At 75.0% G+C, this 26,789-nt stretch carries 22 protein-coding genes; 14 read left to right on the top strand and 8 right to left on the bottom strand.

Annotation, left to right across the window (positions count from 1 at the left end; genetic code table 11):
- Positions 1 to 70 precede the first annotated feature (70 nt).
- Positions 71 to 1,510: a GuaB1 family IMP dehydrogenase-related protein gene (locus ACZ6ZR_RS04520; RefSeq protein ID WP_465639293.1), complete on the top strand. Its 1,440-nt coding sequence runs from the start codon at positions 71 to 73 to the stop codon at positions 1,508 to 1,510.
- A 72-nt stretch (positions 1,511 to 1,582) separates the two neighbouring features.
- Here the strand turns inward: ACZ6ZR_RS04520 and ACZ6ZR_RS04525 are convergent, their stop codons facing one another.
- Complete coding sequence (locus ACZ6ZR_RS04525; protein ID WP_465639294.1) at positions 1,583 to 2,266, bottom strand: DUF5995 family protein; 684 nt, start codon at positions 2,264 to 2,266, stop codon at positions 1,583 to 1,585.
- A gap of 62 nt (positions 2,267 to 2,328) precedes the next feature.
- Complete coding sequence (locus tag ACZ6ZR_RS04530) at positions 2,329 to 2,889, bottom strand: hypothetical protein (RefSeq protein ID WP_465639296.1); 561 nt, start codon at positions 2,887 to 2,889, stop codon at positions 2,329 to 2,331.
- Positions 2,890 to 2,953: 64 nt separating this feature from the next.
- On the opposite strand from ACZ6ZR_RS04530, the gene ACZ6ZR_RS04535 reads away from it, so the two are divergent.
- From ACZ6ZR_RS04535 to ACZ6ZR_RS04560, 6 genes are all read left to right on the top strand, one after another.
- Positions 2,954 to 3,640: a RibD family protein gene (locus tag ACZ6ZR_RS04535; RefSeq protein WP_465639298.1), complete on the top strand. Its 687-nt coding sequence runs from the start codon at positions 2,954 to 2,956 to the stop codon at positions 3,638 to 3,640.
- Between the two features lie 90 nt (positions 3,641 to 3,730).
- Positions 3,731 to 4,561 carry a sulfurtransferase gene (locus ACZ6ZR_RS04540; RefSeq protein ID WP_465639300.1) on the top strand — a complete coding sequence of 277 codons (831 nt, stop codon included), beginning with the start codon at positions 3,731 to 3,733 and terminating at the stop codon, positions 4,559 to 4,561.
- 136 nt (positions 4,562 to 4,697) lie between these two features.
- Positions 4,698 to 5,480, top strand: coding sequence for an SDR family NAD(P)-dependent oxidoreductase (locus tag ACZ6ZR_RS04545; protein WP_465639303.1), 783 nt, complete (start codon positions 4,698 to 4,700; stop codon positions 5,478 to 5,480).
- Positions 5,480 to 6,541, top strand: coding sequence for an S-adenosylmethionine:tRNA ribosyltransferase-isomerase (locus tag ACZ6ZR_RS04550; protein WP_465639305.1), 1,062 nt, complete (start codon positions 5,480 to 5,482; stop codon positions 6,539 to 6,541). The genes ACZ6ZR_RS04545 and ACZ6ZR_RS04550 overlap by 1 nt, the downstream gene beginning before the upstream one ends.
- 161 nt (positions 6,542 to 6,702) lie before the next feature.
- Positions 6,703 to 6,954, top strand: coding sequence for a hypothetical protein (locus ACZ6ZR_RS04555; RefSeq protein WP_465639307.1), 252 nt, complete (start codon positions 6,703 to 6,705; stop codon positions 6,952 to 6,954).
- A gap of 345 nt (positions 6,955 to 7,299) precedes the next feature.
- On the top strand, positions 7,300 to 7,689 hold the full coding sequence (locus ACZ6ZR_RS04560) for a VOC family protein (protein ID WP_465639309.1): 390 nt from the start codon (positions 7,300 to 7,302) through the stop codon (positions 7,687 to 7,689).
- Between the two features lie 104 nt (positions 7,690 to 7,793).
- Here the strand turns inward: ACZ6ZR_RS04560 and ACZ6ZR_RS04565 are convergent, their stop codons facing one another.
- The 3 genes from ACZ6ZR_RS04565 to ACZ6ZR_RS04575 all read right to left on the bottom strand — a co-directional run bounded on the left by ACZ6ZR_RS04565 (position 7,794) and on the right by ACZ6ZR_RS04575 (position 12,940).
- The gene (locus tag ACZ6ZR_RS04565; protein WP_465639311.1) at positions 7,794 to 10,766 is read right to left on the bottom strand and encodes a polysaccharide lyase family 8 super-sandwich domain-containing protein; all 2,973 of its coding nucleotides are present in this window, start codon (positions 10,764 to 10,766) and stop codon (positions 7,794 to 7,796) included.
- 180 nt (positions 10,767 to 10,946) lie between these two features.
- Positions 10,947 to 11,975, bottom strand: coding sequence for a LacI family DNA-binding transcriptional regulator (locus ACZ6ZR_RS04570; RefSeq protein WP_465639312.1), 1,029 nt, complete (start codon positions 11,973 to 11,975; stop codon positions 10,947 to 10,949).
- A gap of 413 nt (positions 11,976 to 12,388) precedes the next feature.
- On the bottom strand, positions 12,389 to 12,940 hold the full coding sequence (locus ACZ6ZR_RS04575) for a P-loop nucleotide/nucleoside kinase family protein (protein ID WP_465639313.1): 552 nt from the start codon (positions 12,938 to 12,940) through the stop codon (positions 12,389 to 12,391).
- A 237-nt stretch (positions 12,941 to 13,177) separates the two neighbouring features.
- On the opposite strand from ACZ6ZR_RS04575, the gene ACZ6ZR_RS04580 reads away from it, so the two are divergent.
- Complete coding sequence (locus ACZ6ZR_RS04580; RefSeq protein ID WP_465639315.1) at positions 13,178 to 14,041, top strand: hypothetical protein; 864 nt, start codon at positions 13,178 to 13,180, stop codon at positions 14,039 to 14,041.
- A 53-nt stretch (positions 14,042 to 14,094) separates the two neighbouring features.
- Here the strand turns inward: ACZ6ZR_RS04580 and ACZ6ZR_RS04585 are convergent, their stop codons facing one another.
- Positions 14,095 to 15,381 (bottom strand): COG1470 family protein, encoded by a 1,287-nt coding sequence (locus tag ACZ6ZR_RS04585; protein WP_465639317.1) that lies wholly within the window; start codon positions 15,379 to 15,381, stop codon positions 14,095 to 14,097.
- Positions 15,382 to 15,593: 212 nt separating this feature from the next.
- Here ACZ6ZR_RS04585 and ACZ6ZR_RS04590 point away from each other — a divergent pair, with 212 nt between their 5' ends.
- The 4 genes from ACZ6ZR_RS04590 to ACZ6ZR_RS04605 all read left to right on the top strand — a co-directional run bounded on the left by ACZ6ZR_RS04590 (position 15,594) and on the right by ACZ6ZR_RS04605 (position 22,947).
- Entirely contained in the window at positions 15,594 to 16,241 is a 648-nt protein-coding gene (locus ACZ6ZR_RS04590) for a helix-turn-helix transcriptional regulator (RefSeq protein WP_465639319.1), read from the top strand.
- 261 nt (positions 16,242 to 16,502) lie between these two features.
- Positions 16,503 to 20,192 carry a hypothetical protein gene (locus tag ACZ6ZR_RS04595; RefSeq protein ID WP_465639321.1) on the top strand — a complete coding sequence of 1,230 codons (3,690 nt, stop codon included), beginning with the start codon at positions 16,503 to 16,505 and terminating at the stop codon, positions 20,190 to 20,192.
- Positions 20,189 to 20,878, top strand: coding sequence for a Pvc16 family protein (locus tag ACZ6ZR_RS04600; RefSeq protein ID WP_465639323.1), 690 nt, complete (start codon positions 20,189 to 20,191; stop codon positions 20,876 to 20,878). Before ACZ6ZR_RS04595 ends, ACZ6ZR_RS04600 begins: the two co-directional genes overlap by 4 nt.
- The gene (locus ACZ6ZR_RS04605; RefSeq protein WP_465639325.1) at positions 20,875 to 22,947 is read left to right on the top strand and encodes an AAA family ATPase; all 2,073 of its coding nucleotides are present in this window, start codon (positions 20,875 to 20,877) and stop codon (positions 22,945 to 22,947) included. Before ACZ6ZR_RS04600 ends, ACZ6ZR_RS04605 begins: the two co-directional genes overlap by 4 nt.
- A 40-nt stretch (positions 22,948 to 22,987) precedes the next feature.
- Here ACZ6ZR_RS04605 and ACZ6ZR_RS04610 read toward each other — a convergent pair whose 3' ends face one another.
- Positions 22,988 to 24,436, bottom strand: coding sequence for an MFS transporter (locus ACZ6ZR_RS04610; RefSeq protein ID WP_465639327.1), 1,449 nt, complete (start codon positions 24,434 to 24,436; stop codon positions 22,988 to 22,990).
- A gap of 126 nt (positions 24,437 to 24,562) precedes the next feature.
- On the opposite strand from ACZ6ZR_RS04610, the gene ACZ6ZR_RS04615 reads away from it, so the two are divergent.
- On the top strand, positions 24,563 to 25,123 hold the full coding sequence (locus ACZ6ZR_RS04615; protein ID WP_465639329.1) for a helix-turn-helix domain-containing protein: 561 nt from the start codon (positions 24,563 to 24,565) through the stop codon (positions 25,121 to 25,123).
- A gap of 21 nt (positions 25,124 to 25,144) precedes the next feature.
- Here ACZ6ZR_RS04615 and ACZ6ZR_RS04620 read toward each other — a convergent pair whose 3' ends face one another.
- Entirely contained in the window at positions 25,145 to 25,804 is a 660-nt protein-coding gene (locus tag ACZ6ZR_RS04620) for a phosphotransferase family protein (RefSeq protein WP_465639633.1), read from the bottom strand.
- 191 nt (positions 25,805 to 25,995) lie between these two features.
- Between ACZ6ZR_RS04620 and ACZ6ZR_RS04625 the strand changes: the two genes are divergently transcribed.
- On the top strand, positions 25,996 to 26,703 hold the full coding sequence (locus tag ACZ6ZR_RS04625) for an eCIS core domain-containing protein (RefSeq protein ID WP_465639330.1): 708 nt from the start codon (positions 25,996 to 25,998) through the stop codon (positions 26,701 to 26,703).
- Positions 26,704 to 26,789: the final 86 nt, after the last annotated feature.

Here is a 26,789-nt window from a genome sequence, read left to right on the forward strand (position 1 = left end):
CGAGGGCGCCCGGCGGTCTGACCGCATCAGCACCCGAGGTGTACCTCCCCCCAGCCAGAGAGCCCCTTTCATGCGCTTCCTGAACGACCTGTCGCCCGCTTACGACCTCACGTACGACGACGTCTTCATGGTCCCCAGCCGCTCCGCGGTGGGTTCCCGGCAGAGCGTGGACCTCGCCTCGAACGACGGCAGCGGCACCACCATCCCGCTCGTGGTCGCCAACATGACCGCCATCGCCGGCCGCCGGATGGCCGAGACCGTCGCCCGTCGTGGCGGCCTGGTCGCCATCCCGCAAGACATCCCGACCGAGGTCATCTCCGAGGTGATCGGCTGGGTCAAGCAGCGCCACCTGGTGCACGACACCGCCCTGACCCTGAGCCCCGGCGACACCGTCGCCGACGCCCTGTCCCTGCTCCCCAAGCGCGCGCACAACGCGCTCGTGGTGGTCGAGCACGGCAAGCCCGTCGGCGTGGTCACCGAGTCCGACTGCCAGGGCGTGGACCGGTTCACCAGCCTCTCCGAGGTGATGAGCCGTGACCTGCTCCTGCTGGAGGAGGGCATCGACCCGCGCGCCGCGTTCGAGAAGCTGAACGAGGCCCACCGCAAGCTGGCCCCCGTGGTCGCCGCCGACGGCACCCTGGTCGGCATCCTGACCCGCAAGAACGCGCTCCGCGCCACCCTCTACACCCCCGCCACCGACGCCGCCGGCAAGCTGCGGATCGCCGCCACCGTCGGCATCAACGGCGACGTGGCCGGCAAGGCCAAGGCGCTCATCGAGGCCGGGGCCGACGTGCTGGTGGTCGACACCGCGCACGGCCACCAGGAGTCGATGATCAGCGCGCTGCGCGCCGTGCGCGGCCTCGACCCGCAGATCCCGATCGTGGCGGGCAACGTGGTCTCCGCCGCCGGCGTCCGCGACCTGGTCGAGGCCGGGGCGGACATCCTCAAGGTCGGTGTCGGCCCCGGCGCCATGTGCACCACCCGGATGATGACCGGCGTGGGCCGACCGCAGTTCTCCGCCGTGCTGGAGTGCGCCGCCGAGGCGCGCAGGCTCGGCAAGCACGTCTGGGCCGACGGCGGCGTCCGCCACCCGCGCGACGTCGCGATGGCCCTGGCCGCCGGCGCCTCCAACGTGATGATCGGCTCCTGGTTCGCCGGCACCTACGAGTCCCCGGGCGACCTGCACACCGACGCCCAGGGCCGCCAGTACAAGGAGAGCTTCGGCATGGCCTCGGCCCGCGCCGTGCGCAACCGCACCTCCGAGGAGTCGGCCTACGACCGCGCCCGCAAGGCGCTGTTCGAGGAGGGCATCTCCACCTCGCGGATGTTCATCGACCCGGCCCGCCCCGGCGTCGAGGACCTGATCGACTCGATCGTGGCCGGCGTCCGCAGCTCGTGCACCTACGCCGGCGCCCGCAGCCTCGAGGACTTCCACGAGAAGGCGATCGTCGGCATCCAGAGCGCCGCCGGCTACGCCGAGGGCAAGCCGCTGCACTCCAGCTGGGCCTGATCCCCACCTCCGCCGCATGACGGCCGGTCACCTCCCCTTCCCGGGGCGGGTGACCGGCAGTTCCGGTCTCTCCTAGCGGCCGTTGAGGGGGGTGAGCAGGGCGCGGCTGACCATGCCGACCGAGCCGGAGAGGGTGTCGGTGAAGGCGCCGCGGACGAAGGGGATGCCGCGCAGTTCCCAGAGGGCCAGGGTGCTGGCCCAGGCGGCGTCGCGGGCGCGGTCGATGCTCCAGACGCCGACGACGTGCATCAGCGGGTCGGCCAGGTCCAACTCGGCCTGGCTGCCGAGGAGTTCGTCGCGGACCTGGTCCTCGACCTGGGAGAGCAGGGTGTTCACCCGGAGGTAGTCGCGCTCGACCTGCTCCGGCTCGCGGCCGAGCGCCCGGCAGGTGTCCACCACCGAGAGCGGGAGGTCGTTCTCGATGTGGGCGTTCATCCCGGCGAGCGCGAACTGGAGCGGGTGGATCCCCCGGTGCCCGCGCAGTTCGAACAGCGGCCGCCAGCACGCGGCGGGCCGCCCACCGGTGGCGGCGGTGTCCACGGCCGCCAGGTACCGCCCGGCGAAACGGGCGTCGAGCTCCGCGATGAACGCCGGGTCGTCGAAGAACCCGGCGGTGAGCCGTTGCCCGATCAGCTCGGTGACGGTCAGGTACATCGCGTTGAACACCGCGACCCCGTCGTCCCCGGGCAGTGCCGCCCGCAACTGCCGCATCCGCTCGATGACCTGGTCGACCGTCAGGGCCGGTTGGTTCGCCATGGACACCAGCATGCCCGGCCGCGGCCGCGACGGGGGAGCATTCCCGTCGGGACGGCGGGGTGTCAGCCGTGCATCACGCCGAGGTCGCGGGCCAGGGACTCCAGGCCGTAGCGGGAGACGTGGTCGGAGTTGGCGAGGTCGATGGTGCGGACGCCCTCGGCGGCGAGGCGTTCGTTGACCTCGTCGAGGTGCTCCCGGACGAGGTGCTTCTCGGCGTCGGTGGTGCGGCCCTTGTGCGGGCGGCCGGCGTGTTCGAGGCTCGCGTAGTTGACCCGCTCCTTGGCGGTGGAGGCCGAGGACGCCTGGTGGGGGACGGTCCGGGCGGGGAGGCGCTGGGCGCCGCGCAGCACCTCGGCCATTGGCGTGGCGACGGCCAGGCGGTCGAAGACGCCGGCCTCCATGACCAGGACCTCGGGCGCGTCGGCGCCCGGTCGGTGGAGCTCGACCGTCACCAGGTCGAGGGCCAGCTCCTCCACCGAGGCCAGCTCCTCGGCCAGCGCCTCGATCTCGACCGGGCCGTCCGCGAGGTCCGGGTGCTCGCGGACCACGATCCGCACCAACGCGCCGTCGTCCTCGACGTGCTTGCCGGTCAGGTCGGAGAACCGGATGATCTTCTGGCCCATGTCTGCCCCTCGTATGACGGATGATCAGCCGAGAGCCTACGCCCACGGAAGAACGGAGCCTGTGATGGCCGTCCGCCCCCACGTCCTGCTGAGCGTCGCCACCTCGATCGACGGGTGCATCGACGACACCTCGCCGCAGCGGCTGATGCTGTCGAACGCGGCGGACTTCGACCGGGTCGACCAGGTCCGGGCGGAGTCGGACGCGATTCTGATCGGGGGAAACACGATCCGCAACGACAATCCTCGGCTGCTCGTCAACAGTGAGGAGCGGCGGGCCGCGCGGGTGGCGGCGGGGAAGCCGGAGTACCCGTTGAAGGTGACGGTCACGGCGAGCGGGGAGCTGGACCGGGAGCTGAAGTTCTGGCACTTCGGGGGCGGGAAGGTCGTCTACACGACCGATGCCGGGGCGGTCCGGCTGGGTGCGGCGCTGGACGGGCTGGCGGAGGTGGTCGGGCTCGGGGAGACGGTGGACTTCGGGCTGATGCTCGACGACCTGGGGGCCCGTGGGGTGCGGCGGTTGATGGTGGAGGGCGGAGGGCGGATCCACACGCAGTTCCTGGCGGAGGGGCTGGCCGACGAGGTGCAGTGGGCGGTGGCGCCGCTGCTGGTGGGGGAGGCGGGGGCGCCACGATTCGTGTACCCGGCGAGCTTCCCCGGCGGGAGCACCCGGCGGATGCGGCTGCTCGGCGCGAGCACGGTCGGCGACGTGGTGCTGCTGCGGTACGCGCCGAAGGAGCCGGAGGAGGGGTGATGGGGGAGGTCGGCGGGGACGTGGGCCAGAATCGGGGTGCGGCGGGCAGTGCGGCCCGCGGCTCACGATCGGAACGTTAGGACGCCGCAGATGACTTCGCTCTCCCTGCCCGGACCGCTGGTCGACGTGCACTGGCTGGCCCGGCACCTGGACCACCCCGGTCTGGTGGTGCTGGACGTGCCGGTCGGCGAGCGGGTGGACGGGGTGGAGCCGGTCCGCGGAGCAGGGGTGTTCGACCTGGAGGGGGCGTTCTCCGACCACGCGAGCGCGCTGCCGCACACCATGCCGTCGGTCGAGCGGTTCACGGCGGCGGTGCGGGAGCTGGGGGTCGACGACCGCTCCACGGTGGTGGTCTACGACGGCGTCGGCATCTACTCCAGCGCCCGGGCCTGGTGGATGTTCCGGGCGATGGGCTTCGACCGGGTCGCGGTGCTGGACGGCGGCCTGCCCGCCTGGGAGGCGGCCGGACTGCCCCGGGGCGGGCGGCCGGAGGCCGTGGTGCCGGGCGACTTCACCGCCGCGCCGCGCCCCGGGCTGGTCGTGGACCGCGCGGTCGTCGCCGCGGCCCTGGCCGATCCGGCCCGCGCGGTGCTGGACGCGCGGACGGCCGGACGGTTCGCCGGGACGGCTCCGGAGCCGAGGGAGGGGCTGCGGGGCGGTCACATGCCCGGGGCGGTCAACCTGCCGTTCGGCAGCCTCCAGGAGGAGGGCCGGATGCTGCCGGTGGCGGAACTGCGTGCGCGGTTCGGCGAGTTGGTGGGGGAGCGGGAGGAGCTGGTGTTCAGCTGCGGCTCCGGGGTGACGGCGTGCGTGCTGGCGCTGGGCGCCGACCTGGCCGGGTACGACCGGCTGGCGGTGTACGACGGTTCGTGGAGCGAGTGGGGGCTGCTGCCCGAACTCCCGGTGGTCACGGGGGAGTGAGGGCGGTGAGGGCCAGGGGAGGTGGCGGGGGTCCTGAGCCTGGAGTCCTGCGCCTGCGGGAGTAGGCCCAACGGACCGGGAGGGCTGAGTCCGGTGGCCGATCCCTGGGCGGGGTGGTGGGGGCCACAGTTGGGACATGGACAACACCGCTCACACCGCCGCCTCCCCCGCCTCCGCCGCCTCCCCCCGCGTCGCCGTTGTCACCGGTGCCTCCAGGGGTCTCGGGCTGGAGCTTGCCAGGGCGCTCGCCGTGGAGGGCTGGCAGTTGGTCATCACCGCCCGAGGTGCGACCGAACTAGCCTCCGCCGAGCAGGAGTTGGCGAGACGGACCAAGGTCGTGGCGCTGGCCGGATCGGTGGTGGACGACGACCACCGGGAGCGGCTCGCGGAGGCCGCCGCCGCGCTCGGCGGCGCCGAGCTGCTGGTCAACAACGCCTCCACGCTGACCGGTTACCCCTTGGACGGGGCGTCGCTGCCGAAGCTCGCGGACTTCCCGCTCCCCGGCCTGCTGGAGACCTTCGAGGTCAACGTGCTCGGGCCGATCGCCCTCACCCAGCTGCTGCTGCCCCAACTCCGCACCCACCGAGGCTCGGTGCTCAACCTCTCCTCCGACGCCGCCGTCGAGGCCTACGCCGGCTGGGGCGGCTACGGCGCCAGCAAGGCCGCTCTCGACCACGCCTCCGCCGTACTGGCCGAGGAGGAGCCCGAGCTCCGGGTCTGGGCGGTGGACCCGGGCGACATGCGCACCCGGATGCACCAGGAGGCCTTCCCCGGCGAGGACATCTCCGACCGGCCGCTGCCCGTCACCGTGGTCCCCGCCTTCCTCGCCCTGCTGGCCGGACGCCCCGACTCCGGGCGCTACCGGGCCGCCGACTTCCAGCCCGTGCCCGCAGCCGCGCCGACGACGGGAGAACACTGATGGCCACCGCCCTGGAGCCCGGACTCGACTTCACCGTCCCGACCGAACTCTCCGCCCACGCACCGGCGGAGGCCCGCGGCCTGAGCCGCGACGGCGTCCGGATGCTGGTCGGCCGCCGGGCCGCGCTGACCACCGAGCACCGGGTGTTCGGCGACCTCCCCGAGGTCCTGGAGCCGGGCGACCTGCTGGTGGTCAACAACTCCGCCACGCTGCCCGCCGCCCTGCCGGGCCGGCTCCCCGACGGGACGCCCGTCACCCTGCACCTCTCCTCGGCCCGGCCGGACGCCCGGGGAGCGCACCTGGTCGAACTACGACGGCCGACCGGCGGCGCCGCCGAGTACTTCCCGCCGGAACTCTCGCCCGCGCGGGCGGGGTTGACCGTCACCCTGCCGGGCGGCGGCAGCGCCGAGCTGACCAGCCCCTACACCCCGAGGCTCTGGTACGCCCGGCTCGCCCTGCCCGCACCGCTCACCGGCTACCTGGCCACCCACGGCCGGGCCATCCGGTACGGCTACGTGGACCGGGACTGGCCGCTCGGCGCGTACCAGACGGTCTTCGCGAGCGAGCCCGGCAGCAGTGAAATGCCTAGCGCGGCAAGGCCGTTCACCGCCGACACGGTCGCCCGGCTGGCCGCGCGGGGCGTCCTGGTGGCGCCGGTCACCCTGCACACCGGGGTGGCCTCGCCCGAGGCCCACGAACGGCCCTACCCCGAGTGGTACCGCGTCCCGGCCGCGACCGCCCGGCTGGTCGGCCACGTCCGGGAGCACGGTGGCCGGGTGATCGCGGTCGGCACCACCGCCGTGCGGGCGCTGGAGTCCGCCACGGCGCAGGACGGCAGCGTGCACGCGGCGGAGGGCTGGACCGAGCTGGTGGTCACGCCCGAGCGCGGCGTCCGGACGGTGGACGGTCTGCTCACCGGCTGGCACGAGCCGCGCGCCTCGCACCTCGACCTGCTGGCGGCGGTGGCCGGCCGGCCGCTGCTCGAACGGTGCTACGCCGAGGCGCTCCGAGCCCGTTACCTGTGGCACGAGTTCGGGGACGTCAACCTGCTGCTGCCGTGACCGGCGGTGGCACGGCGGTGGCACGGTGGTGGCGTGGCGGGGTGGGCCCGGAGTGGCGGTGGTGAGCGCGCCGTTCCGGGCCCACCGGTCGCCGGCTGTCGGTAGGGTGGCGGTATGACGCCGGGTCAACGGGCCCGGCCACCCCGCGAGGACCCGGGCCAGTGACCCACCCGTACACGCTGCGCATCGCCAAGACCGTCGCCACCGCGGTCGGCGACCTCTCCGGCCCCGCCCGCCAGGAGCTCCACCAGGCCCTGCTGCGCGCCCAGGCCCACCCCTACACCTGGCCCCTGGCCGACCGCTACGACCTCGACGACACCGTCCGGGTCGTCACCACGCCGCACGCCATCGTCCACTACGCGATCGTCCCGGCCTCGCCGCACCTGTGGGTCTTCGCGATCACCGTCCTGTAGGCACTGCTCAGGGCGGTGGAGCCCGAGGCGCTGCCCGGTTGGCGGGGGCGGTCACTGGACGCGCTCTGCGACCACATCGAGCACCGGGACTGGTCGGAGCGGATCGACTCTCCGACTGAGCGGACGGGACACGCGGGAACCGTCTTGCAGTCAGCTGCCCTGGTAACTATGGTCGTTCGTGTGACTACCGGGTCGGCCTTGGGCCATTCACGAGTGGGTTACCCGGCCTCGGCGTGAGCCCGAGGCGGGTGAGAGCCCCGCCGTCTTCTCCGTCTTCTTGCGTCCGGCGCCCCTTCGAGCGGCGCACCTTTCCAACGGATCCCGGGAGCGGAGACCACACCACTGATGTCGCACGTCCAGTTGAACCACACGGCCGTCCTCGCCAGCGACCGCCGGCGGTCGGCCGAATTCCTCGCCGACGTCCTGGGGTTGGAGGTGGGGAACCCCTTCGGGCCGTTCCTCCCCGTCGACCTCGCCAACGGCGTGACCCTCGACTACTACGAGGAGCGGCGTGACGAGCCCGTGCAGAGCCAGCACTACGCCTTCCTCGTCCCCGACGCGGAGTTCGACGGCGTGATCGCCCGGCTGCGGGCGGCGGGGACCACCTACTACGCCGACCCGCACCACACCGACCCCGGCCGGGAGAACGACTGGTTCGGCGGCCGGGGCGTCTACTTCGAGGACCCCGACGGGCACAACATGGAGGTCATGACCCGGCCCTACGTCCGTCCGTAGTCCGTAGTCCGTAGTCCGTAGTCCGTAGTCCGTAGTCCGTAAGGCTTCGCGAGGGTGGCCGTCGACCGGGATCCGGTGGACGGCCACCCTTCGCTGACGGCGGGTCAGGAGCTGATCACCTCCAGGACCGGGTGGAAGGCGGCGTGGCCGCGGGCGTCGAGGTTGACGGCGAGGCCGGCGGCGGCGAGGGGCTGCCAGACGGCCAGGGTGAGGGCCGGCACGCCCGCCGTGACGGCGGCGGTCACGTCGAGCGGGATCCAGTCGGCGGTGGTGGAGATCCGTCCGGTGCCCAGGGCTTGGGCGAGGGCCGGCGCGTTGGCCCAGGTGACGGCGGCCTCGGTCCAGGGGGTGGTGGCGGTGGCGAAGGCCTGGAGGGTGGCGAGGGTGCCGCCGGAGTCGGCGACCGCTCCGTGGACCCAGAGGACGGCGCGGCGGACGGTGCCGGGGACGGCGGTGGTGTCGAAGCCGAGCAGGGCGCGGCGGCCGTAGCCGCTGTCGGTGGTGTTGGTGTTCTTGACCGTCAGGGTGGTGGCGGTGCCGTAGTTGGTGGTGGCGTAGGAGCCGTCGCGCACGAAGCTGTCCCCGGTGGGGGTGAGCAGGGTCGCGGTGGTGGCGGCCGGGGTGTCGGTGGTGGTGGCGAGGGTGACGGTGCGTCCGGCGCCCTGGGTGCCGCCGAGCTCCACCAGGAGGGTGGTGGTGCCCTCGGTGGTGAGCACGTTGACGCCCGGGACTGGGGCGGTCGGGCGGCCGGTGCCGGCGAGGGTGACCGTGACGGTGGCCGACTGGCGGGACGGGTCGGCGACGGTGACGGTGCGGGTGGTGCCGGTGCCGGTGCTCGTGTCGCGGACCAGGACCGAGCAGGGGGCGGAGGCGGTGATCGGCCCGGCCGTCCCGGCGGCGAAGAAGTTGGCGGCGGTGACGCCCGAGGCGGAGTCCGATATCGCCTGCACGGTGCGGGAGTTGGCGAGGGTGGTGACGGTGGGAGCGGCCGCCCGGGCGGCGGTGGCGGCCGGGGTCGCCCCGGGCAGCAGCTGGTACTCGTACGAGGCGTCGGTGGGGTCGGTGCCGTGGTCGAACCAGAGGGTGAGGTAGCGGCGGGTGAGCGGTTCGGTGGAGCCGTTGACGTTGATGTCGTGCCAACTGCCCGTGCGGGCCTCCCGCTTGACCTGGAGGGACTGGACGGGCTGGAGGGCGGTCGCGGCGGGGAGCACGTAGCCGCCGAAGCCGGAGACTGTGACGGCGCGGGCACCGTCGAAGCGCTGGGACCAGCCGAGGGTGGTGGGCTGGGTGGCGCCGTCCACGGTGAGGGTGTGGGTGCCGGTCGGGCCGAGGTTGCGGTTGTCGAGGACGGTCTCGACCGGGGTGCCGTCGGCGCAGCTGATGCCCGCGCCGAGGCAGACCACCGAATCGTCCAGCAGGAACCAGGACTTGCGGCCGGTGAGGGTCGAGGAGAGGCCGCGCAGGTCCTGGCCGACGGCGGCGTAGGTGCCGTCGGTGGCGCCGCCGGCCCAGGTGGCGTCCGGGCGGGCCGCGCCCCAGGCGCCGCCGGCGGCGTCGGCGAGCGGCTTCGCGGAGACGGTGGTGCCGGGCAGGCGGTAGGGGTCGGCGGTGGACCAGAAGGCGTCCGAGTACTGGCCGTTGCCGAAGGTGGCGCCCCACCAGGAGAGCATGCCGTTGTTGCTGTGCCAGCCGCGCAGGTGCTCGCCGTTGCCGGTCTCGTAGAAGGCGGTGCGGGCGGAGCAGAGGCTGAGCGAGGCGGCCCAGCCGGAGCGGCGGACCACGGCGCGGTCCATCGCGAACACCCGGGCGCCGAGCGGCTCGGGGGCGGTGGGGGTGGCGGACTCGGAGGTCGCCAGGAGCGCCTGGGCACGGGCCAGTTCGGGGACGTCGAGGTAGCCGTTGGAGAGGTAGGGGAGGTAGTACTCGCGGCTGAGCCAGCCCTTCACGGCGGACCGCCAGGCGGCGGAATCACCGGCCGGGGCGGCGCCGGAGTCGGCCAGCCGGAGGATGTGGCCGATCAGGGTGTGGCCCCGGGTGTGGTCGTCCTGCTGGAGCTGGAACTGGTCGCCGCTCTGGCGCCCCCGGCTGACGGCCCGTCCGCTGACGGAGTCCATCACCAGGCCGTTGTAGAGGAAGGGCGCGTAGGCGCCGGTGACGGCGTCGAAGACGGTCCGGCGGGACGGGTCGGAGACCTGCCAGGCGGAGCCGGCCAGCAGGGCGAACAGCTTGCTGAGGCCGCCGAGCAGCACCTCGCCGTAGGAGCCGGTGTACGGGACCCAGGTGTGCTGCACGAAGGAGCCGTCGGCGTACAGGCCGTCACCGGTCAGCACGTACGGGAAGACCGGGGAGAGGGCGGTGGTGGCGGTGGCGAGCTTGGCGGAGGAGCGGCCGAGGACGCCGCGCAGCGACAGGACGCGGCAGAGGTCGACCCGGTTGGCCCCGGTGCTGGTGCCGGTATAGCTCGCCACCCGGGAGTCGGGGACCTGGCGGTCGACGGCCGAGAGCAGGGCGGCGAGCTGAGCGGGCGTCAGGCGGCCGTGGACCAGGACGCAGACGTCGAGCAGGGCCTGCGGGGTGCCGATCTGCCAGTCCCACCAGTTGCCGTAGGCGGTGGCGGCGGGGGTGTAGCCGCCGGGGGTGGTGTTGAGGTGGTCCAGGCCGGTGGTGATCGCGGTGGCCAGGGCCGGGTCGGCGGTCAGGCCGGTGCCGGGCTGGGACCAGGCCAGGGCCATGGTGCGCAGGCGGGTGTGCGAGGCGGTGACGTTCGCCGAGTTGCTGCCGAGCGGGAGGTCCGGCCAGAGGGAGGTGGCGGTGGGGGCCATGGCCTGGAGCTGGGTCCGGGCCCGGTCGCCGAGGGCGGCGAGGGTGGTGGCGTAGGGGGAGGCGGCGGGGTCGAAGCCGGTGCCGGTGAGCAGGTCGCGCCAGCGGAGGCGGAGGGTGTCGTAGGCGTCGGCGGTGGTGGCGGCTGCTGCCTGGTCGGTGAGGGTGAGCGCCGAGGCCGCACCGAGGGCGGCGAGTTGGAGCAGGCGGCGGCGGGAGAGCAGGGCGGGGCGGGGCGTGCGGGGCTCGCTGGGCATGGGGGGACGTCCTCCGGGGCGGTGGGGGCCGGGGCGGGACGACGGTAAGCGCTTTCCTGAAGGGGCGTCAATGGTCTGGGCAGGATGGGATGGAGCCCTGGTGGGCTTGGTGGTAAGCGCTTTCCAGATGCGGCCGAGGCGCTCCGTGCCCGGACCTCGGGCTGGAGCGCCCCCGCCGTCTCAGCGCCGGGGCACGCCCGTGGTGGCGCGCAGCACCACCTGGACCGGCGCGTCGAAGGTGCCGACCGTGTCCGCCGGGGAGCGGAGCGCCAGCCGGACCGCCTCGGCGCCCATCAGCGTGAGCGGTATCCGGACCGTGCTCAGCGGCAGGCTGAGGTCCTCCGCCAGCGGTATGTCGTCGAACCCGGCCAGCGAGATGTCCTCGGGCACCCGGACCCCGCGCTCCCGGAGGGCGGCCAGCGCGCCCACCGCGCACACGTCCGCGAGCGCCAGCACCACCGTGGGGACGCTGCCCTGCTCGTCACCCTGGAGGAGTTCGGCCATCGCGCGGCGGCCACCCTCCCGGGTGAACTCGGACCGCAGCACGGCGGACTCGGGCAGGGCCACCCCGGCGTCGGAAAGCGCTTCACGGACCCCGGCGAGCCGTTCGCCCGGCACCCGGAGCCGGGTCGGTCCGGTGATCACCGCGAAGTCCCGGTGCCCGAGCGCGAGCAGAGCCCGGGTCAGCTCGGCGGCGCCGGTCCGGTTGGCCGGGCGGACGGTGTGGTACTCCGGCCCGTGGTCCGTGACGGCGGCCACCGAACCGCCGCCGGCCCGGTACTCCGCGAGCGCCGCGTCCAGCCGGGCGGTGGCCTCCGGTTCGGTGTAGCCGGACCCGGCCAGGACGATGGCCTGCACCCGCTGCGCGTGCAGCATCCGCACGCCGCGCAGTTCGGTGGCGGGGTCGCCGTCGGTGTTGACCACCAGCGGCATCAGACCCGCCGCCACCACGGCGTCGCAGGCGCCGCGTGCCAGGGCGGCGAAGTACGGGTCGGAGACGTCGTGCAGCAGGATGCCCACGGTGGCGGTGGTCGCGCGGGCCAGCGCCTGGGCGGGCGCGTTCGGAAGGTAGCCGAGCGCGGCCGCGGTGTCCCGCACCCGCCCGGCCAGGCCGGAACTGACCTTGCGGGTCGACCCGTTGAGCACCCGGGAGGCGGTGGCCAGGGAGACCCCGGCCTCCCGTGCCACATCGCCCAGCGTCACGCCCATGTCCGCGGCTCCCGTTCGGCAGGTTCGGCAGGTTTCGGGCCGTCAGGGTACCGGGTCGGAGTGGTGGTGGTCGGTGTGGGTCGGGGTGCCGTGGTGGGGCCGGTGCGGGGGAGGCCCACGCGAGCCGCCCACCCCTGGGTCGCTCGCGTGGGCCGTCCGGGACCCGGGAGGGCGTGGCCGACCCGCTTGAGGACCGGAGCGGTGCGGCCCTCCCGTGTCCCGGCCGCACCACCCATCCAAGCCTCCCGCCACTGTGGGGAGCACTGGACTTCCGCACGAGGCGGCGGCCCCCTCGCCGGGTGATCCGCCAGTACGGCGCCCCCGTGCGCGACGGTTCAACCCGAGGTACCCAGGCGGACGGTGACCAGTCCGGCGGTGACCAGGGCCAGGCCGACGACCTGGGTGACGGTGTCTCAGGGCGCCGTTCTCCGGAGCGCGGCGGCGAGGGCCGGGACGTCGACCGGGCGGGTGGTGTCGATGCGGTGGACGGGGCCGAGGCCGAGGGGGTGCGCGGTGCGGGACCAGAGGTCCCAGTCGGGGGAGGGGCCGTCGGGGCGTTCGGGGTGGACGGGGTGGCGGTGGGGGTCCGTCGTCCGGGCGGTGAAGCGTTGGCGGGCCACGTCGAGCGGGACCTCGCACCAGACCTCCTGGGCCTGGGCGACCCCGGCCCGGCGGAGGCCGGCTTCGACCACCGGGCGGAGGTGGCTCAGCCAGGGGCTCTCCAGGACGGCGCTGCCGCGCGCTTCGCGCAGGAGCGTCCAGAGGGTCTCGCCCGCGGTGCGGCCGAGGACCTGGCTCCACTCCTGGTCGGTGCAGTCCGGTGACCGCAGGACGGCGAGGGTGTCCGCCAGGGTCTCCTTGAGGACGTCCTTGCTGAACAGCGGCAGTCCCAACTCGGCTGCCAGGGACCGGGCGAGGGTCGACTTCCCGGCGCCGGGGAGTCCGTTGACCAGGACCGTGAGCATGTGATCGTCCTCCGGGTGGACGGCTGTCGGGCGCCGGGCGCGGATGCCACCGTACGGGATGCCGGGCCGGGTGGCCGTGGGGCGGTTCTCCGGACGAGGGACGGGTTCCGTGTGTGACGGTTTCGTGGTGGAAGTCCGGTGGGTGGCCCTAGAGTTGGCGATCCGGCGTTCCGCTCGACGGCTGGGCCGGCGGGCGGAGCGGCACTGGCTGGGGGCCTGGATGGGGTGGGGCGGCGGATGAGGTCCGGGGCGGGGCAGGGCGATGAGGTCACGGCGAGCGGCGATCAGGCGGTGGCCGTCGGGGGGAACGTCAGCAACGCGGTGATCGGTGACCATTCGACACTGATCGTGCAGCAGGCCCGCCCGAGGGTGCGGCGGAGCACCGTGGGGGTGGGGGCGGCCGTGCTGGTGGTGGGCGGGGCGGTGGCGGGGTGGCTGGGGATCCCGGTGGCGTTCCGGGGGAGGTACCTGGTGCCGGCCCGGTACCTCAGCGGGACGGCCGGGATGCTGGTCTCCGACGGCCTGTCCCCACTGTCCCGAGGCCCCCGGCCGTCCCAGCAGCCGACGGTGACGGCGGGTCAGGCGGACGGGGGTTCGCCGACCGGTGCTCCGACGGCGGGGCCAGCGACGGCGGGGCCTGCGACGACGGTGCCCGCGACGACGGGGCCGCCGACGGTGTGGCGTCCGTCGGTGGGCGCTCCGGAACCCAGCGGGCCGGACGCGGCGTCGGGCAGCCCCGGGCAGGGCATCACCACGCGGATGGCCGGCGCCTGGGGCGGGACGGTCGGCGGTGGGTCGTCGGCGGAGGGCGCGACGGTCCGGCTGGTCGTGCGGGCGGTGGAGACCGCGAGCGGGCCGCGTCTGCTGGTCGGCACGCTCACCATGCACAACTGCTCCGCCGAGGTCGCGCAGCAGCAGCGGCCCGCGGACGGGATGGTGCCGCTCACGGTCGGCGAGGTGAAGAAGGAGGTGGCCGGCGCGGTCTTCGACGGGCGCTCCTGCCCGAGCCGGATCGAGCTGCGCCTCACGGCGGACGGCCGGCTCGCCTGGTCCGACGACCTCACGCGGCAGGGCGTGCTCGATCCGGTGCAGCCTGACTGACCCTCAAGTGGCGGCCGGTTGGCGGGTGGCCGGGCCGATGGACGGGCGGCCGGTCAGCCGAGGGTGCCGCTGATCAGGGCGGCGGCGGAGCAGGTGGTCGGAGCGGGGCCGGTCGGCGGGTGGCCGGGGGCCTGGCAGTTGACCCGGACGGTGACCCTCTGCTGGGCGTTGACCAGGATCGCCGAGGCCCAGTGGAAGTCCTGTTCGCGGAAGTTCTCCAGGGCAGGGGCGAGCAGGGGCTTGTCGTCCACCGAGATGGTGACGGTGCCGGTGTCCCCCTGCGGGTTCTCCAGGACCAGGTCCGTGAGGCGGAGGGTCTTGCCCTCGGGCACGGTGTAGCTCTCGGAGGCCTCCTTGCCGGTGGCGGGGGAGGCGGTCAGCCGGGTGGAGAAGAGTGCGGCCTCCGGGCCGGGGGCCGGGGCGCCGGGGACGGGGCTGGCACTGGGGCTCGGGGAGGGGGGCGGCGGCGGATTGACCCCGGCGGCCTTCTGGGCCTCGGCGGCGGCCTCGGCCGCCTCGCCCGCCTTCTTCTCGGCGGCGGAGGCCTGGGACTGCGCCGATTCGAGCGGAGCCTTGACCGCCTCCTTGGCGAGGCTCCGGACGCTGGGCCGCAGCACCCCGAACCAGAGCCCGGCGAGCACGGCCGCCAGGACCAGCAGCAGAGCGAGCGCGCGGAGCAACCCCCGCGAGAGCACCGGCTGTTGGACGTACGTGCCGTCGAGAGTGAGCGGCTCGGCGCCGTCCGGGGTGACGGTCAGGCGGAAGGCGTGCGGGACGGCGGTGCCGCGCCAGATCCGCCGCTCGGGGCGGACCTTGAGCCCGACGAAGGAGGCCCGCCCGGGGTCGGTGGGCACGGCGGTGGCGGGCAGGTCGAAGGTCACCAGCTCGCCGCGGTCGGCGCCGGCGAGGGTGGCCGAGACCGGCCGGTTGCCACGGTTGTCCAGGGCCAGGCGGTGGTGGCCGGCGCTCCGCCCCTGGGAGATCTGCGGGCTCAGCTCGGCGTCGAACCGCCCGATCGGGAGGATCTCCACCACCCCTTCGGGCACCGCGGCGGACTGCGGGCGCTCCTGCGGCTCCACCCGCACCGCGTACGGGACCGGTCCGGCGAGCGGCGCCTCGTCCAGCGGGGGCCGGACCAGGACGGAGACCTGGCCGGTGGTGCCCGGGTAGAGGGAGAGGAGGTCCGGCTCGACCGTGCACCACGGCGCCGCCGCACCGAGCACCTCGAAGTGGTAGGCCTCCACGATCTCACCGCTGTTGCGGACTTCCAGGCTGATCCGGACTTCTTCGCCGGGCAGCACCGAACTGGCCGGCGGCTCCAGGCGGGCGGAGGTGGTCATGCCGCGAGGGTACGGAGCGGCCTCCGGACCGGCAGGTGCTCTGCGGTCACACTTCCGGGCACGGATGGTGCCCGTTGAGTCCTTGTGAAGTGCCTGCTGACTGCCCGGGAGTTCACTGGTGCCGGGCCGTCCGTCCGGTGCGTGCGGAGCGCCGGACCGTCCGCCCGGTGCGTGTGGGGCGCCGGGCGCGGCCGAGTCAGGGGGTGTGGCCGGTGCGGTACCAGGGGAACGGCGGCGGCGAGCAGATCAAGGTCCGGCTCTGCGCGCAGGATCCGATCACCGAGGCCGGGTTGTCCGGGCAGCTGAGGCCCTGTCCGGAGCTGCGGCTGCTGCGGGAGGACGAGGGGGACGAGGCGGCCGTGCTGCTGGTCGCCTTCGACCGGATCGGCGAGCAGGAGGTGCAGACGCTCCGTCAACTGCGGCGCACCGCCGCAGGGCGGCTGGTGCTGGTCGGCACCGAACTGGACGACGCCGGGCTGGTGGCGGCGGTCGAGTGCGGGGTGGTCGGGGTGGTGCGGCGGAGCGAGGCCACGGCGGCGCGGCTGGTGCAGACGATCGTGGCGGCGGCGCGGGGCGAGGGGACGGTGCCCGCCGATCTGCTCGGCCGGCTGCTGGAACAGGTCGGCCGCCTCCAGCGTCAGGTGCTGGACCCGAGGGGCCTGGCCTTCACCGGGCTGTCGACGCGGGAGGTGGAGGTGCTGCGGTTGGTCGCGGCCGGCCACGACACGGCGGAGATCGCGGAGACGCTGGCGTTCTCCGAACGGACCGTCAAGAACGTGCTCCACGAGGTGACCACCCGGCTGCAACTGCGCAACCGCTCGCACGCGGTGGCCTACGCGATGCGGGAGGGCTTCATCTGAGGGGCTTGAGCGAGGGGGATCCGGCCTGTGCGTGGGGGGCGAGCCGCCCGAAGGGGCAGCGGGGGGTGCCCTGGTGGGTGCCCGCGGTGGGGTGTGGCGGGGGTGGGGATCCGGGAGGGTGGTGCGGAGAGTCGGAGGTGGCGGCGGAGGCCGGGGGAGACCGTGGCGCGAGGTGTGGTCCGGCGGGGATCGGGTCGGCGTGGTGCGGGTCGGCGAGGCCTGCGGTGGCCCGGTGCGGGGCGGCCGGCGGCCGTGCGGCGGGTGCTGACGGTCTGTCTGGCCGGAGTGCTGGTGGCGGCGGTGCTGGCCGCGGTGCCCCGGGCCGGGGTCGGCCGGGTGGTGCCGGCGGCGGCCGAACCGGCTCCCGGGCGGATCGTGTACGCCGCGGACCAGACCCACCGGTCGCTGGTGCTGGCGGCCGGGTCGGACGCCCCGTCCAAGACGCTGCTGCCGCCCGGGACGGCCGGGGAGGACTGTCAGCCCTCGGCGCGGGGGGACGTGCTGCTCTGGGTGAGCGACCGGAGCGGGCAGGGCGAGCGGTTGATGTGGCGTCAGGGGGAGGGCCCGGCGAAGGTGCTGTTGGAGCGGCCCGGTTGGCGGTTGAAGCACCCGGCCCTGTCGCCCGACGGGCAGTGGCTGGCCTTCACCTCCTGGCGGTCCGAGGAGCCGTTCGAGGGGCTCTGCCGCCAGGACGACTACCAGGACCGCTACCCGGTGCCGGAGGCCGGTGACACGCGGGACGAGGACCACCGGCCGGGCCTGTGGGTGGTTGGGACGGACGGGAGCGGGCTGCGGCGGGTGGCGGTGGACGCCGGCTGGGGCAGCTGGTCGCCGGACGGGCGCGAGCTGGCGTACGAGCACGCCGAGGCGGTGTACCGGGCCCCGCTGGTGGCAGGCGGCGCGGCGGTGCGGGTGGCGACCGGGACGGACACGGCCAGGCGTCCGGCCTGGGAGCCGGTGGGCGGGCAGGGGCACGGGCGGATCGCCTTCCTGGCCCCCGCCCCTGACGGTGTGTCGTCGATCGGGACCGTCCCGCCCGGCGGAGGTGCGCCCACCTGGGTGGTGAAGTACGCCGGGCAGGACCTCGCCTGGTCGCCGGACGGGACGCGGATCGCCTTCCTCTGGGGCGGATACGCATCCGTGGTCCGGGTCGACGACGGGTGCGGGGGCTGCAGCGTGCGGCAGGTGGCGTACGGCAGGCGCCCCTTCGAGTCGACGGCCTGGTACACCGCTCCCGGCGGCGGGCAGCCGACCGTGCTGCTGACGGGGGTGAACGGGAGCTACCGGCACCTGGAAAGCGTTTTCCCGAGCGCGCCGCTGGAGCGGCTGGACCTGGTGCCGTGGGACGTGGGCGACCGGATCGAGTACCGCGACCCGGCCTGGTCCCCGGACGGACGGCGGCTGGCCTTCGTCCGGGTGCTGACGCGCAGTGAGGCGCCGGACGACTACCGGCTGATCGTCGGCGACCCGGCCGATCCGGAGCACGTGGTGACGCTCGGCGGGGACGGGATCGGCGGGGTGCGGGTCGGCAAGCGCCGTCCTTCCTGGTCACCGGACGGGACCGAGCTGGCCTACACGGAGAGCGGCGGGGGCGAGTGCGGGAACGGCGGTGACTGCCCCGAGGACGAGATGTACCAGGGCGGCGAGATCAAGGTGGTGGACCTGAGCGCGGGGGCGGACCGGGCACGGGTGCTGTTCACCGTGCCGGAGCGGGTCCAGGCCGGCTACCGCTGCCACTCCCAGGACCTGGACCCGACTTGGTCGGCCGACGGTACCCGGATAGCGCTTTCCCGGGCGAGTCAGTGCTTCGGCGTGGTCGGTGTCGCGGGGCGCCCGGGGGCCGGAGGAGACGGAGGTGAGGGTGCCGCAGCTGCGGGCTCGCCGGGCCCGGCCTTCGCCGCCGACCGCGCCCCGGAGCGGCTGGCCTCCGAGGAGCGGGGAGGGCCGCGCCACGTCTGGACCGTCAGCGCCGTCGACGGGTCCGACCAGAGGGACCTGACCGCCCGTCAGTGCGGGATCGAGGACTGCCCGGTCCGGGACGAGCGCCCGGCGTACGCGCCGGAGGGCGACCGCCTCGCGTTCAGCCGGGTCACCCTCGAACGGCCGCCGACGCCCACCGCCGCGCCACCGTCCTCGCCCACCCCCGCCCCGCCCCGGCTGCGCGCCTCGTACCGCACCGAGAACCGCACCCTGCTGACCATGGCCGGTTCCGCCGCCGACTGCCGGCAGGTGGTGCCCCGGACCGACGCCTGCCCGACCTACGTCCGGCCCGTGCTGCCCTGGGACGGCCCCTTCCGCGAGCCTGCCGCTCCCGCCTGGTCGCCGGACGGCCGTCAACTGGTCTTCGAGACCGAGCGGGTCGAGCCCGACGGCGACGGCGAGTACCAGGTCACCACGCTCGGCTTCGCCGACGCCGTCACCGGAAAGGGGCACCTGCTGCCCGGCCCGGTGTACGCCGAGCAGACCGCCCCCACCTGGCAGCCCACCGCCGACCTGGAGGTGGCGCTGAGCGCCGACCGCCCGCAGGTGGCCGAGGGCGAGAACGCCGAACTCACCCTCACCGTACGGAACCTGGGCCCCGCGCCCGCACGCCCCACCACCGCCGACCTCGCCCTCCCGGCCGGCCTGGTCCCCACCGGTCCGCCGAGCCCCTCCCAGGGCACCTGCGCCGCCTCCCCACCCGCACCGCCGCCCGGCTGCGCGCTCGGCACGCTCCGTGCGGGCGAGCAGGCCACCGTCCGGGTCACGGTCACCGCCCGGGCCCTGGGCACCCAGACCGCCACGGGCAGCGCGGGCGCAGGGACGGGGACGGGAACGGGGAACGGGCCGCAGAGCGGCACCGTCGACCCCCGCCCCGAGAACAACCGCGCCGAGGCCCCCGTCACCGTCGTGCCCGCCGAGCTGCCGGACCTGGTGGTCTCCCTGAGTATCACCCCCGACCGGATCGCGGTCGGCGACCGGGCCACGGCGGAGTTCACCGTGCGGAACCGGGGCGAGGGCGCGGCGCCCGAGGTCCGTCTGGTGCCCGAACTCCCCACCGGGCTGCGGGTGGTGTCCGCCACCCCGGACTGTCCGAGCGGGACCGGTTGCGCCCTCGGCGGCCTGGCACCCGGCGCGGAGGTCAAGGTGGTGCTGGTCCTGACGGCCGACGCGCCGACGGTGGCCACCGTGGTCGGTACCGCCCGGACGGTGGAGGGCCGCGACACCGACCCCGGTGACAACACGGCCCGGGCCACCCTGACCGTCACCTCGGGCCAGCCCTCCGCCCGGCCCGACCCGGCGGTCACCGTCGCCCTGGACCCGGCGACCGCCTACGTCGGCGGCACCGTCACCGCCCGCGTCGCGGTCCGTAACCTGGGCGGCGCCCCCGCCGGCGGCGTCACCCTCACCACCCAACTCCCGCCCGGAGCGGTGGTGGTGAGCGGCTGCACCGCCGCCTGCCCGGTCAGCCTGCCGACGGCCGGGGCGGAGCAGGTGGTCACGGTGGTGTTCCGGCCCGCCGCCTCTCTGCCTGCCGCCGCCTCGCCCGATCCGGTGGTCCCGTACAGCGGCACCGTGACCGGCACGCTCACCGTCACCGGGGACGACGAGCAGCCGGGCAACAACACCGCCTCCGCGGCGCTGACCGTCCGTCAGCCGAGGGTGCTGCTCAGCCCGCCGATCGGACCGCCGGGGATGGTCACCCTCGCCTACGGCAGCCAGTTCCCGCCCGGGGCCGAGCTGCGGCTGAGCTGGAGTACGGGTGTTACGGCCGCCGCGGCTCCGGTGCGGGTGGGGGCGGACGGGACCTTCGCCGCACCGGTGCTGGTGATGCGCCAGGACGTGCTGGGAGCACGGGAGTTGGCGGTGCGGCCGGCGGCTCCGGGCGAGCCGGTCTTCGGTGAGGTGCGGACCGGCTTCCGGGTGGTGCCCGGGGTGCTCCAGCCGCGCGACTTCCAGTGGCGGCGGTGAGCGCGGCGGTGATCCACGAGGTGGACGAGGCACTGCGGGCACTGGTCCGGGCCGAGGTGCTGGCCGGGGCGGAGGTGGACCTGGTCTTCGACGCCCCGACCAGGGACTGGGCGGCCCGTCGCAACACCCCGACCGTCAACCTCTACCTCTACGACATCCGGGAGGACCTCAAACGCGGTTCCCGGGGCCGGCAGAACGTCTACGACGCCGAGGGCGCGGTGGTGGCGCGCACGCTGCCGCCGCGCTACTTCAAGCTCTCCTACCTGATCAGCGCGTGGACCCAGCGCCCGGAGGACGAACACCGGCTGCTGGCCGCCCTGTTGCACTGCTTCCTGCGCCACACCGCACTGCCTCCGGCCGGTCTCGGGCCCGAACTCGCCGCCACCGGACTGCCGGTGCCGATCGGGATCGCGCTGCCCCCGCCGGAGGACCGGGCCTTCGCGGACGTCTGGTCGGCGCTGGGCGGGGAGTTGAAGCCTTCGCTGGACCTGGTGGTGAGCGCCCCGGTGGTCACCGCACCGCTCTACCCGGCGGGCCCGCCGGTCGGCGAGGAGGGGCTGCGGCTGCGGAGCGGGGAGCTCCTGGGTCCGCCCGCGCCGGGGGCGGCGGAGGGGGAAGGGGAGGGTCTGACCGAGGACGGTCTCCCGGCGGACGGGCGCGGACGACGGCGCGGGAGGCGGGTGTGAGCGACGGTCACCTGGCCGAGCGGGTGGCCTTGGTGGAGCAGCGGATCCGGCGGGCGGTGGCGGCCCGGCGGGCGGTGGATCCGGCGCCCGACGACCCGTTCCGGGGCCTGTACCTGGCGGACGAGACGGTGCAGCGGCTGCTCGACCGGCCGCTCCCCGCCGTGCCGGGGCCGGACGCGGTGGACGAGGCCCGGCTGGCGGAGGCGGAGCGGCGGGCGGAGGCGGCCGGTTCGCGGCTCCGTTCGCTCCAGGTCGGCTTCGAACTGGAGCCGCTGGACGTCGAGTTGCTGCTGGTGGCCCTGGTGCCCGACCTGGACGCGCGCTTCGAGCAGCTCTACGGATACCTCAACGACGACGTGACCCGGCGCCGTCCGTCCGTCGGCCTGGCGCTGGCGCTCTGCGGCGTACCGGTGGTCTCGGCGGCGGCACGCGGACGGCTGGCCGCCCCGGCGCCGCTGCTCGCGCGCGGGCTGCTCCTGGTGGAGGAGGTCGAACGGCCGTTCCTGGGGCGGTCGTTGCGGGTGCCGGACCGGGTCACGGCGCATCTGCTGGGGGACGACGCGCCGGATCACCGGCTGGCCGAACTGCTGCTGCCGGCCGCACCGTTGGGACTCGGGCACCGGTACGGTCCCCGCCAGGGTGAGAGGCAGCGCGAGGGTGAGGAGCGGCTGGCGGCGGCGCTGGAGGCGCTCGGGCTGGTGTACCTGCGGGAGCCGGCGGGAGGGTCGGCGCGCGAGGTGGCGGTGGACGCGCTCGCTGCGGCCGGGCGGGCGGCATTGGTGCTGGACCTGAACCGGCTGGCGCGGGACCAGGCACCGGCCGAGGCGCTGACGGCGCTGGGGAGGGAGGCGGGGTTCGGCGGCTCCGAGGGAGGGACGGCGGCCGGGGTGGTGGCCGGGCCGGTGGAGGCGCTGGCCGAACGGCCGGAGCTGATCCGGGCGCTGACGGAGCTTCCGGTGCCGGTGCTGCTGGCCGGGCGGGTCAGCTGGGAGCCGGAGTGGTCGGTGCGGGTGCCGCTGCTGGTGGAGGCCGGGCGGCTGGGCGCGGCGGACCGGGCCGGGCTCTGGCGGGCGGCGCTGCCGGGGGCGGCGGTGGACCTTCGGGTGACGACGCCGTTCCTGCTCTCCCCGGAGCAGGTCGGCCGGGCCGCCCGGACAGCCGAGCAGCAGGCGCTGCTGGCCGGCGGGCCGCTCACCGAGGCCCAACTCCTGCACGGGGCGCGGGCGCAGAACAGTTCAGGACTGGAGCGGCTGGCCCGCCGGATCGAACCGGGCGTGGGCTGGGCGGACTTGGTGCTGCCGCCGGCCGTGTCCGGCCAACTGCGCGAGCTGGCCGCCCGGGCCCGGCACCGGGACAGGGTGCTGGGGGACTGGGCGATGCGGCCGGGCGGCGGGCGCGGACGGGGGGTGATGGCGCTGTTCGCGGGCGATTCGGGGACCGGGAAAACGCTTTCCGCCGAGGTGATCGCCGGTGAACTCGGCCTGGACCTCTACACCGTGGACCTGGCCACCGTGGTGGACAAGTACGTCGGCGAGACCGAGAAGAACCTGGAGCGGATCTTCACCGAGGCCGCCGGGGTGAACGCGGTGCTGCTCTTCGACGAGGCCGACGCGATCTTCGGCAAGCGCTCCGAGGTCAGGGACGCGCACGACCGGTACGCCAACGTGGAGAGCGCTTACCTGCTCCAGCGGATGGAGAGCTTCGACGGCCTGGCCGTCCTCGCCACCAACCTCCGGGCCAACCTCGACGAGGCCTTCACCCGCCGCCTCGACCTGGTGGTCGACTTCCCGCTCCCCGACGCGGAGCAGCGCACCGCCCTCTGGGAGCGGTGCCTCGGCTCCGCCCTGCCGCGCGGCGGCGACCTCGACCTGCCGTTCTGCGGGCGCTCCTTCGAGCTGGCCGGTGGCGACATCCGCTCGGCGGCCGTCACCGCCGCCTACCTGGCGGCGGAGGCGGACCGTCCGGTCGGCATGACCGAGGTGGTCGCGGCCGTGGCCCGCGAGTACCGCAAGCTCGGCCGCCTCTGCCTGCCGAACGAGTTCGGCCCGTACCACCACCTGGCCCGCTGACGCACTGGCCCGTACCACCACCTGGCCCGCTGACCTACCGTCAGGACGGCCGCGTGGCTGCCGCCTTCGACGAGCCTTCGCCGTGGCCCGCCCGGGCGACCAGGAGCAGCAGCAGTCCGCAGGCCGCCACCAGCAGCCACCCCGGCCGGGTGGCCGACGCCAGGTCGGCCGGTGCCACGCCCGCGACCAGTACGCCGGCCAGCGCGATTCCCAGCGCGGAGCCGAACTGCCGCGCCGTGGAGGTGATCGCGCCGGCCACCCCGGCGCGGGCCGGGGGCAGGCCGCTCACCGCCGTGTTGGTGATCGGGGCGTTGGCGAAGCCGAAGCCGATCCCGACCAGCAGGTAGCCGAGCAGCAGCGGCAGGACCGTCAGCCCGCCGCCCCCCTCCAGCGAGAACAGCCCGAACAGGCAGGCGCCGCCCGCCGTCAGGAAACCACCGGCCGGCAGCAGCGGCCGGCGCGGGCCGACCCTGGCCGTGAGGCGGCCGGACCACGGGGCGCAGACGATCGCGCCGAGGGCCATCGGCAGGGTGGCGGTCCCGGCGGCCAGCGCGGTCCAGCCCCGGGTCTGCTGGAGGTAGAGGGTGGAGAGCAGCAGCGTCAGTCCGAGCGCCACGAACACCGCCACCGCGCCCAGCACCGCGCCGGTGAAGGCCGGGCGGCGGAACAGCCGGAGGTCCATCAACGGCTCCGCGCGCCGCCCCTCCACCAGCACGAAGGCGACCGTCGCGGCCCCCGCCACCGCGTAGGCGGCCAGCGCGGCGGGGGAGGTCCAGCCGATCCGAGGGCCCTCGATCAGCACTCCGACCGTGACCCCGACCAGCACCGCCAACAGCACCTGCCCCGGCAGGTCGAGCGGCCGGGCCCGCGGCGCCCGCGACTCCGGTACGTGACGCGCCGTCAGGACCAGGGCCACCAGCACCACCGGCACGTTGACCCAGAACAGCGAGCGCCACCCGAGGCCGTCCACCAGCGCACCACCGGTCACCGGCCCGGCGGCCATGCTCAGCCCGAACACCGCCGCCCAGATCCCGATCGCCCGGGCCCGCTCCTTGGGGTCGGGCATGGCGTTGACCACGATGGCCAGCGCCACCGGGCTGAGCATCGAGGCCCCGATCCCCTGTACGGCGCGCGCCGCCACCAGCCAGCCGAGGGACGGCGCCAGCGCGCAGAGCAGCGAGGCGGTGCCGAACACCGCCAGCCCCAGGCGGAAGATCCGGCGCCGGCCGAAGCGGTCCGCCAGGGCGCCGGAGGTGATCAGCAGGGCGGTCAGCACGACGGTGTACGCGTCGAGGGTCCAGGCGAGGGCGTGCACCGAGACGTCCAGGCCGGTGCCGATGGCGGGCAGGCCGATGTTGACGATGGTGGTGTCCAGGCCGACCAGGAACAGGCTGAGGCAGCAGACCGCCAGCACCGTCCACCGGCGGCGGGCGTCGAGTTGGGGTGGCTGGGCGGAGGAGGAGGTGACGGCGGGGGAGCTGGTTCTCACGGTGGCCTCTCACGGTGCGGCAGGACAGGGCGTCGGAACGGTGCGTCAGGAAGGTGCTGCCGCCCAGCCTGGGGCTGCGGGCCCCGTCGTGCCCAGGTGCTTTGCCGTTCCTGCAAGGATGGCCCCGTGGACGTGGAACTCGAAGAGGTACTGGACGCCATCGGCCCCCGGCTGCGCACCCTGCGCCGTGACCGGGGCCTCACCCTGGAGGCGCTCGCCGAGACCACCGGCATCTCGGTCAGCACCCTCTCCCGCCTGGAGTCCGGCAAGCGGCGGCCCTCGCTCGAACTCCTCATCCCGCTCGCCCGGGCCCACCGGGTGGCCCTGGACCAGCTGGTCGCCGCCCCCGCCAGCGGGGACCCGCGCGTCCACCTCCAGCCGGTCCACCGCCACGACGGCAGCGTGGTCGTGCCGCTCACCCAGTACCCGGGCCGGGTCCGGGTGTTCAAGCAGGTGCTGTCCCCGCGCGAGCCCAAGCTGGTCACCCACGGCGGCTACGAGTGGCTCTACGTCCTGGCCGGCACCGTCCGCCTGATCCTCGGCGCGAGCGAACTGACGCTCCGTCCGGGGGAGGTGGCCGAGTTCGACACCAGCGAGCCGCACTGGTTCGGCCCCGCCGACGACCACCCCGTCGAGGTCCTGCACCTCTTCGGCCCGCAGGGCGACCAGGTCGTGGTCCGCACCTGATCGCCCTGCCGGCCGGGGTCCTCACTCCGTCCAGGAGGCGGTGACGGCGGCCCGGTCGCGCCACTGCCGCACGGCGGGGCCATCGGGGGCCCACCGTGCGCAGAAGCGCTCCAGTTCGGCGCAGCGGGTGAGCATGGCGGCGCGCCGTTCGGCCCAGTCCGGGACCGGGCCCTCGTAGGCCTCGAAGAAGTGGCGGAGGGCGGGGCGCCGTTCGGGGTGGTGCATGCGCACGATCCACTCGCACCAGGCCAGGTCCTCGACGGGGGCGCCCGGGTGCGCGAACTCCCAGTCGAGGACGGCGGTGACCTGACGGGTGGTCGGGTCCAGCAGGACGTTGTTGGGTCCGAAGTCGCCGTGCACCAACACCTGGCCGGGGCCGAGGGGAAGCACTGCGGGCCGTAGACGGTGGATCCGGCTCAACAGGGCGCCGCACGCGGCCAGTACCTCGGCGGCCTGGGCGGAGTCCTCGGTGAGCAGGTCCTGGCCGGGGACGCCGGGGAGCAGCGCGAGGGTGAGCGAGCCCTCGTCCGTTCCGAGGACGGGCGGGACCGGCAGGTCCCCGGCCAGGGCGGCCAGCAGCTCCCGCTCCCGGGCGAGCCGGAGCGCGGCGTCCGGCCCCTCGTAGGTCTTGCGGACGCGCGAGCCGTCGCCGACGGTGCGGTTGGTGTAGCCGTGTCTCATCTTCTGCACCGGCCGATGATGAGGTACCGGCACCCGCCGTTTCCAGTGGGTTCGGCGGACGCTGCCGTCGCGGTGACGGGCCTGCCCGATCGGGCAGGGCGGGGTGCCCGGTCCGGTGGCTACGGGCCCTGGGTGCGGCAGCGGGGCGCGGACCAGAGTGGGCGGGGTGGACCGGCCGCTGAGGGGGCGTCATGCGTGAGCACGAGCACGAGGGGGAGGGCGGCGGCCCGGAGGCGCGGCCCCGGGCGGACCGTGAGGGAGCCGCACCGGGCGGGCTGGAGCTACGGGCCGCGGCCGATGGGCGGCCCGAAGTGCTCCGCGCGGCAGGGATGTTGGGCCTTCAGCGGGTGGCCGGGAACGCGGCGGTCGGCGCGGTGCTGGGCGAGGCCTCGGGTGAGGAGCGGGAGGAGCGGGCCTCGCCGGTGCACGAGGTGGTGGCCGGCGGCGGGCAGGCCTTGGAGCCGGAGTTGCGGCAGGACATGGAGGCACGCCTCGGCCACGACTTCGGGGACGTCCGGGTGCACACCGACCAGGCCGCGCACGACTCCGCCCGGTCGGTCGACGCGCACGCCTACACGGTCGGCTCGCACGTGGTCTTCCAGCGGCACGCGTACGACCCGGGCTCGCACCAGGGCCGGACCACCATCGCCCACGAGCTGACCCACGTGGTGCAGCAACGGGCCGGAGCGGTGGACGGGACCGAGACGGTGGGCGGCATCCGGGTGAGCGACCCCTCGGACCGCTTCGAGCGCGAGGCGTCGGCGACGGCCGACCGGGCGATGGCGTCCCCGGTGCCCCCGGCGGTGCAGCGGACGGAGGAGGGGGAGGAGGAACTCCCCCCGGTCCAGGGGTTGTCCGTCCAGCGGGCAGAGGAGGACGAGGCGCCCGCCGAGGAGTGAGGCGGGGCGGCCTGACGGTGCGTGAGCCCGCCGGGTGGCCTGACGGTGCGTGAGCCCGCCGGGTGGCCGCCGCCCCGGCGGGGCGC

The sequence above is a fragment of the Kitasatospora sp. NPDC088742 genome, from assembly GCF_055584905.1.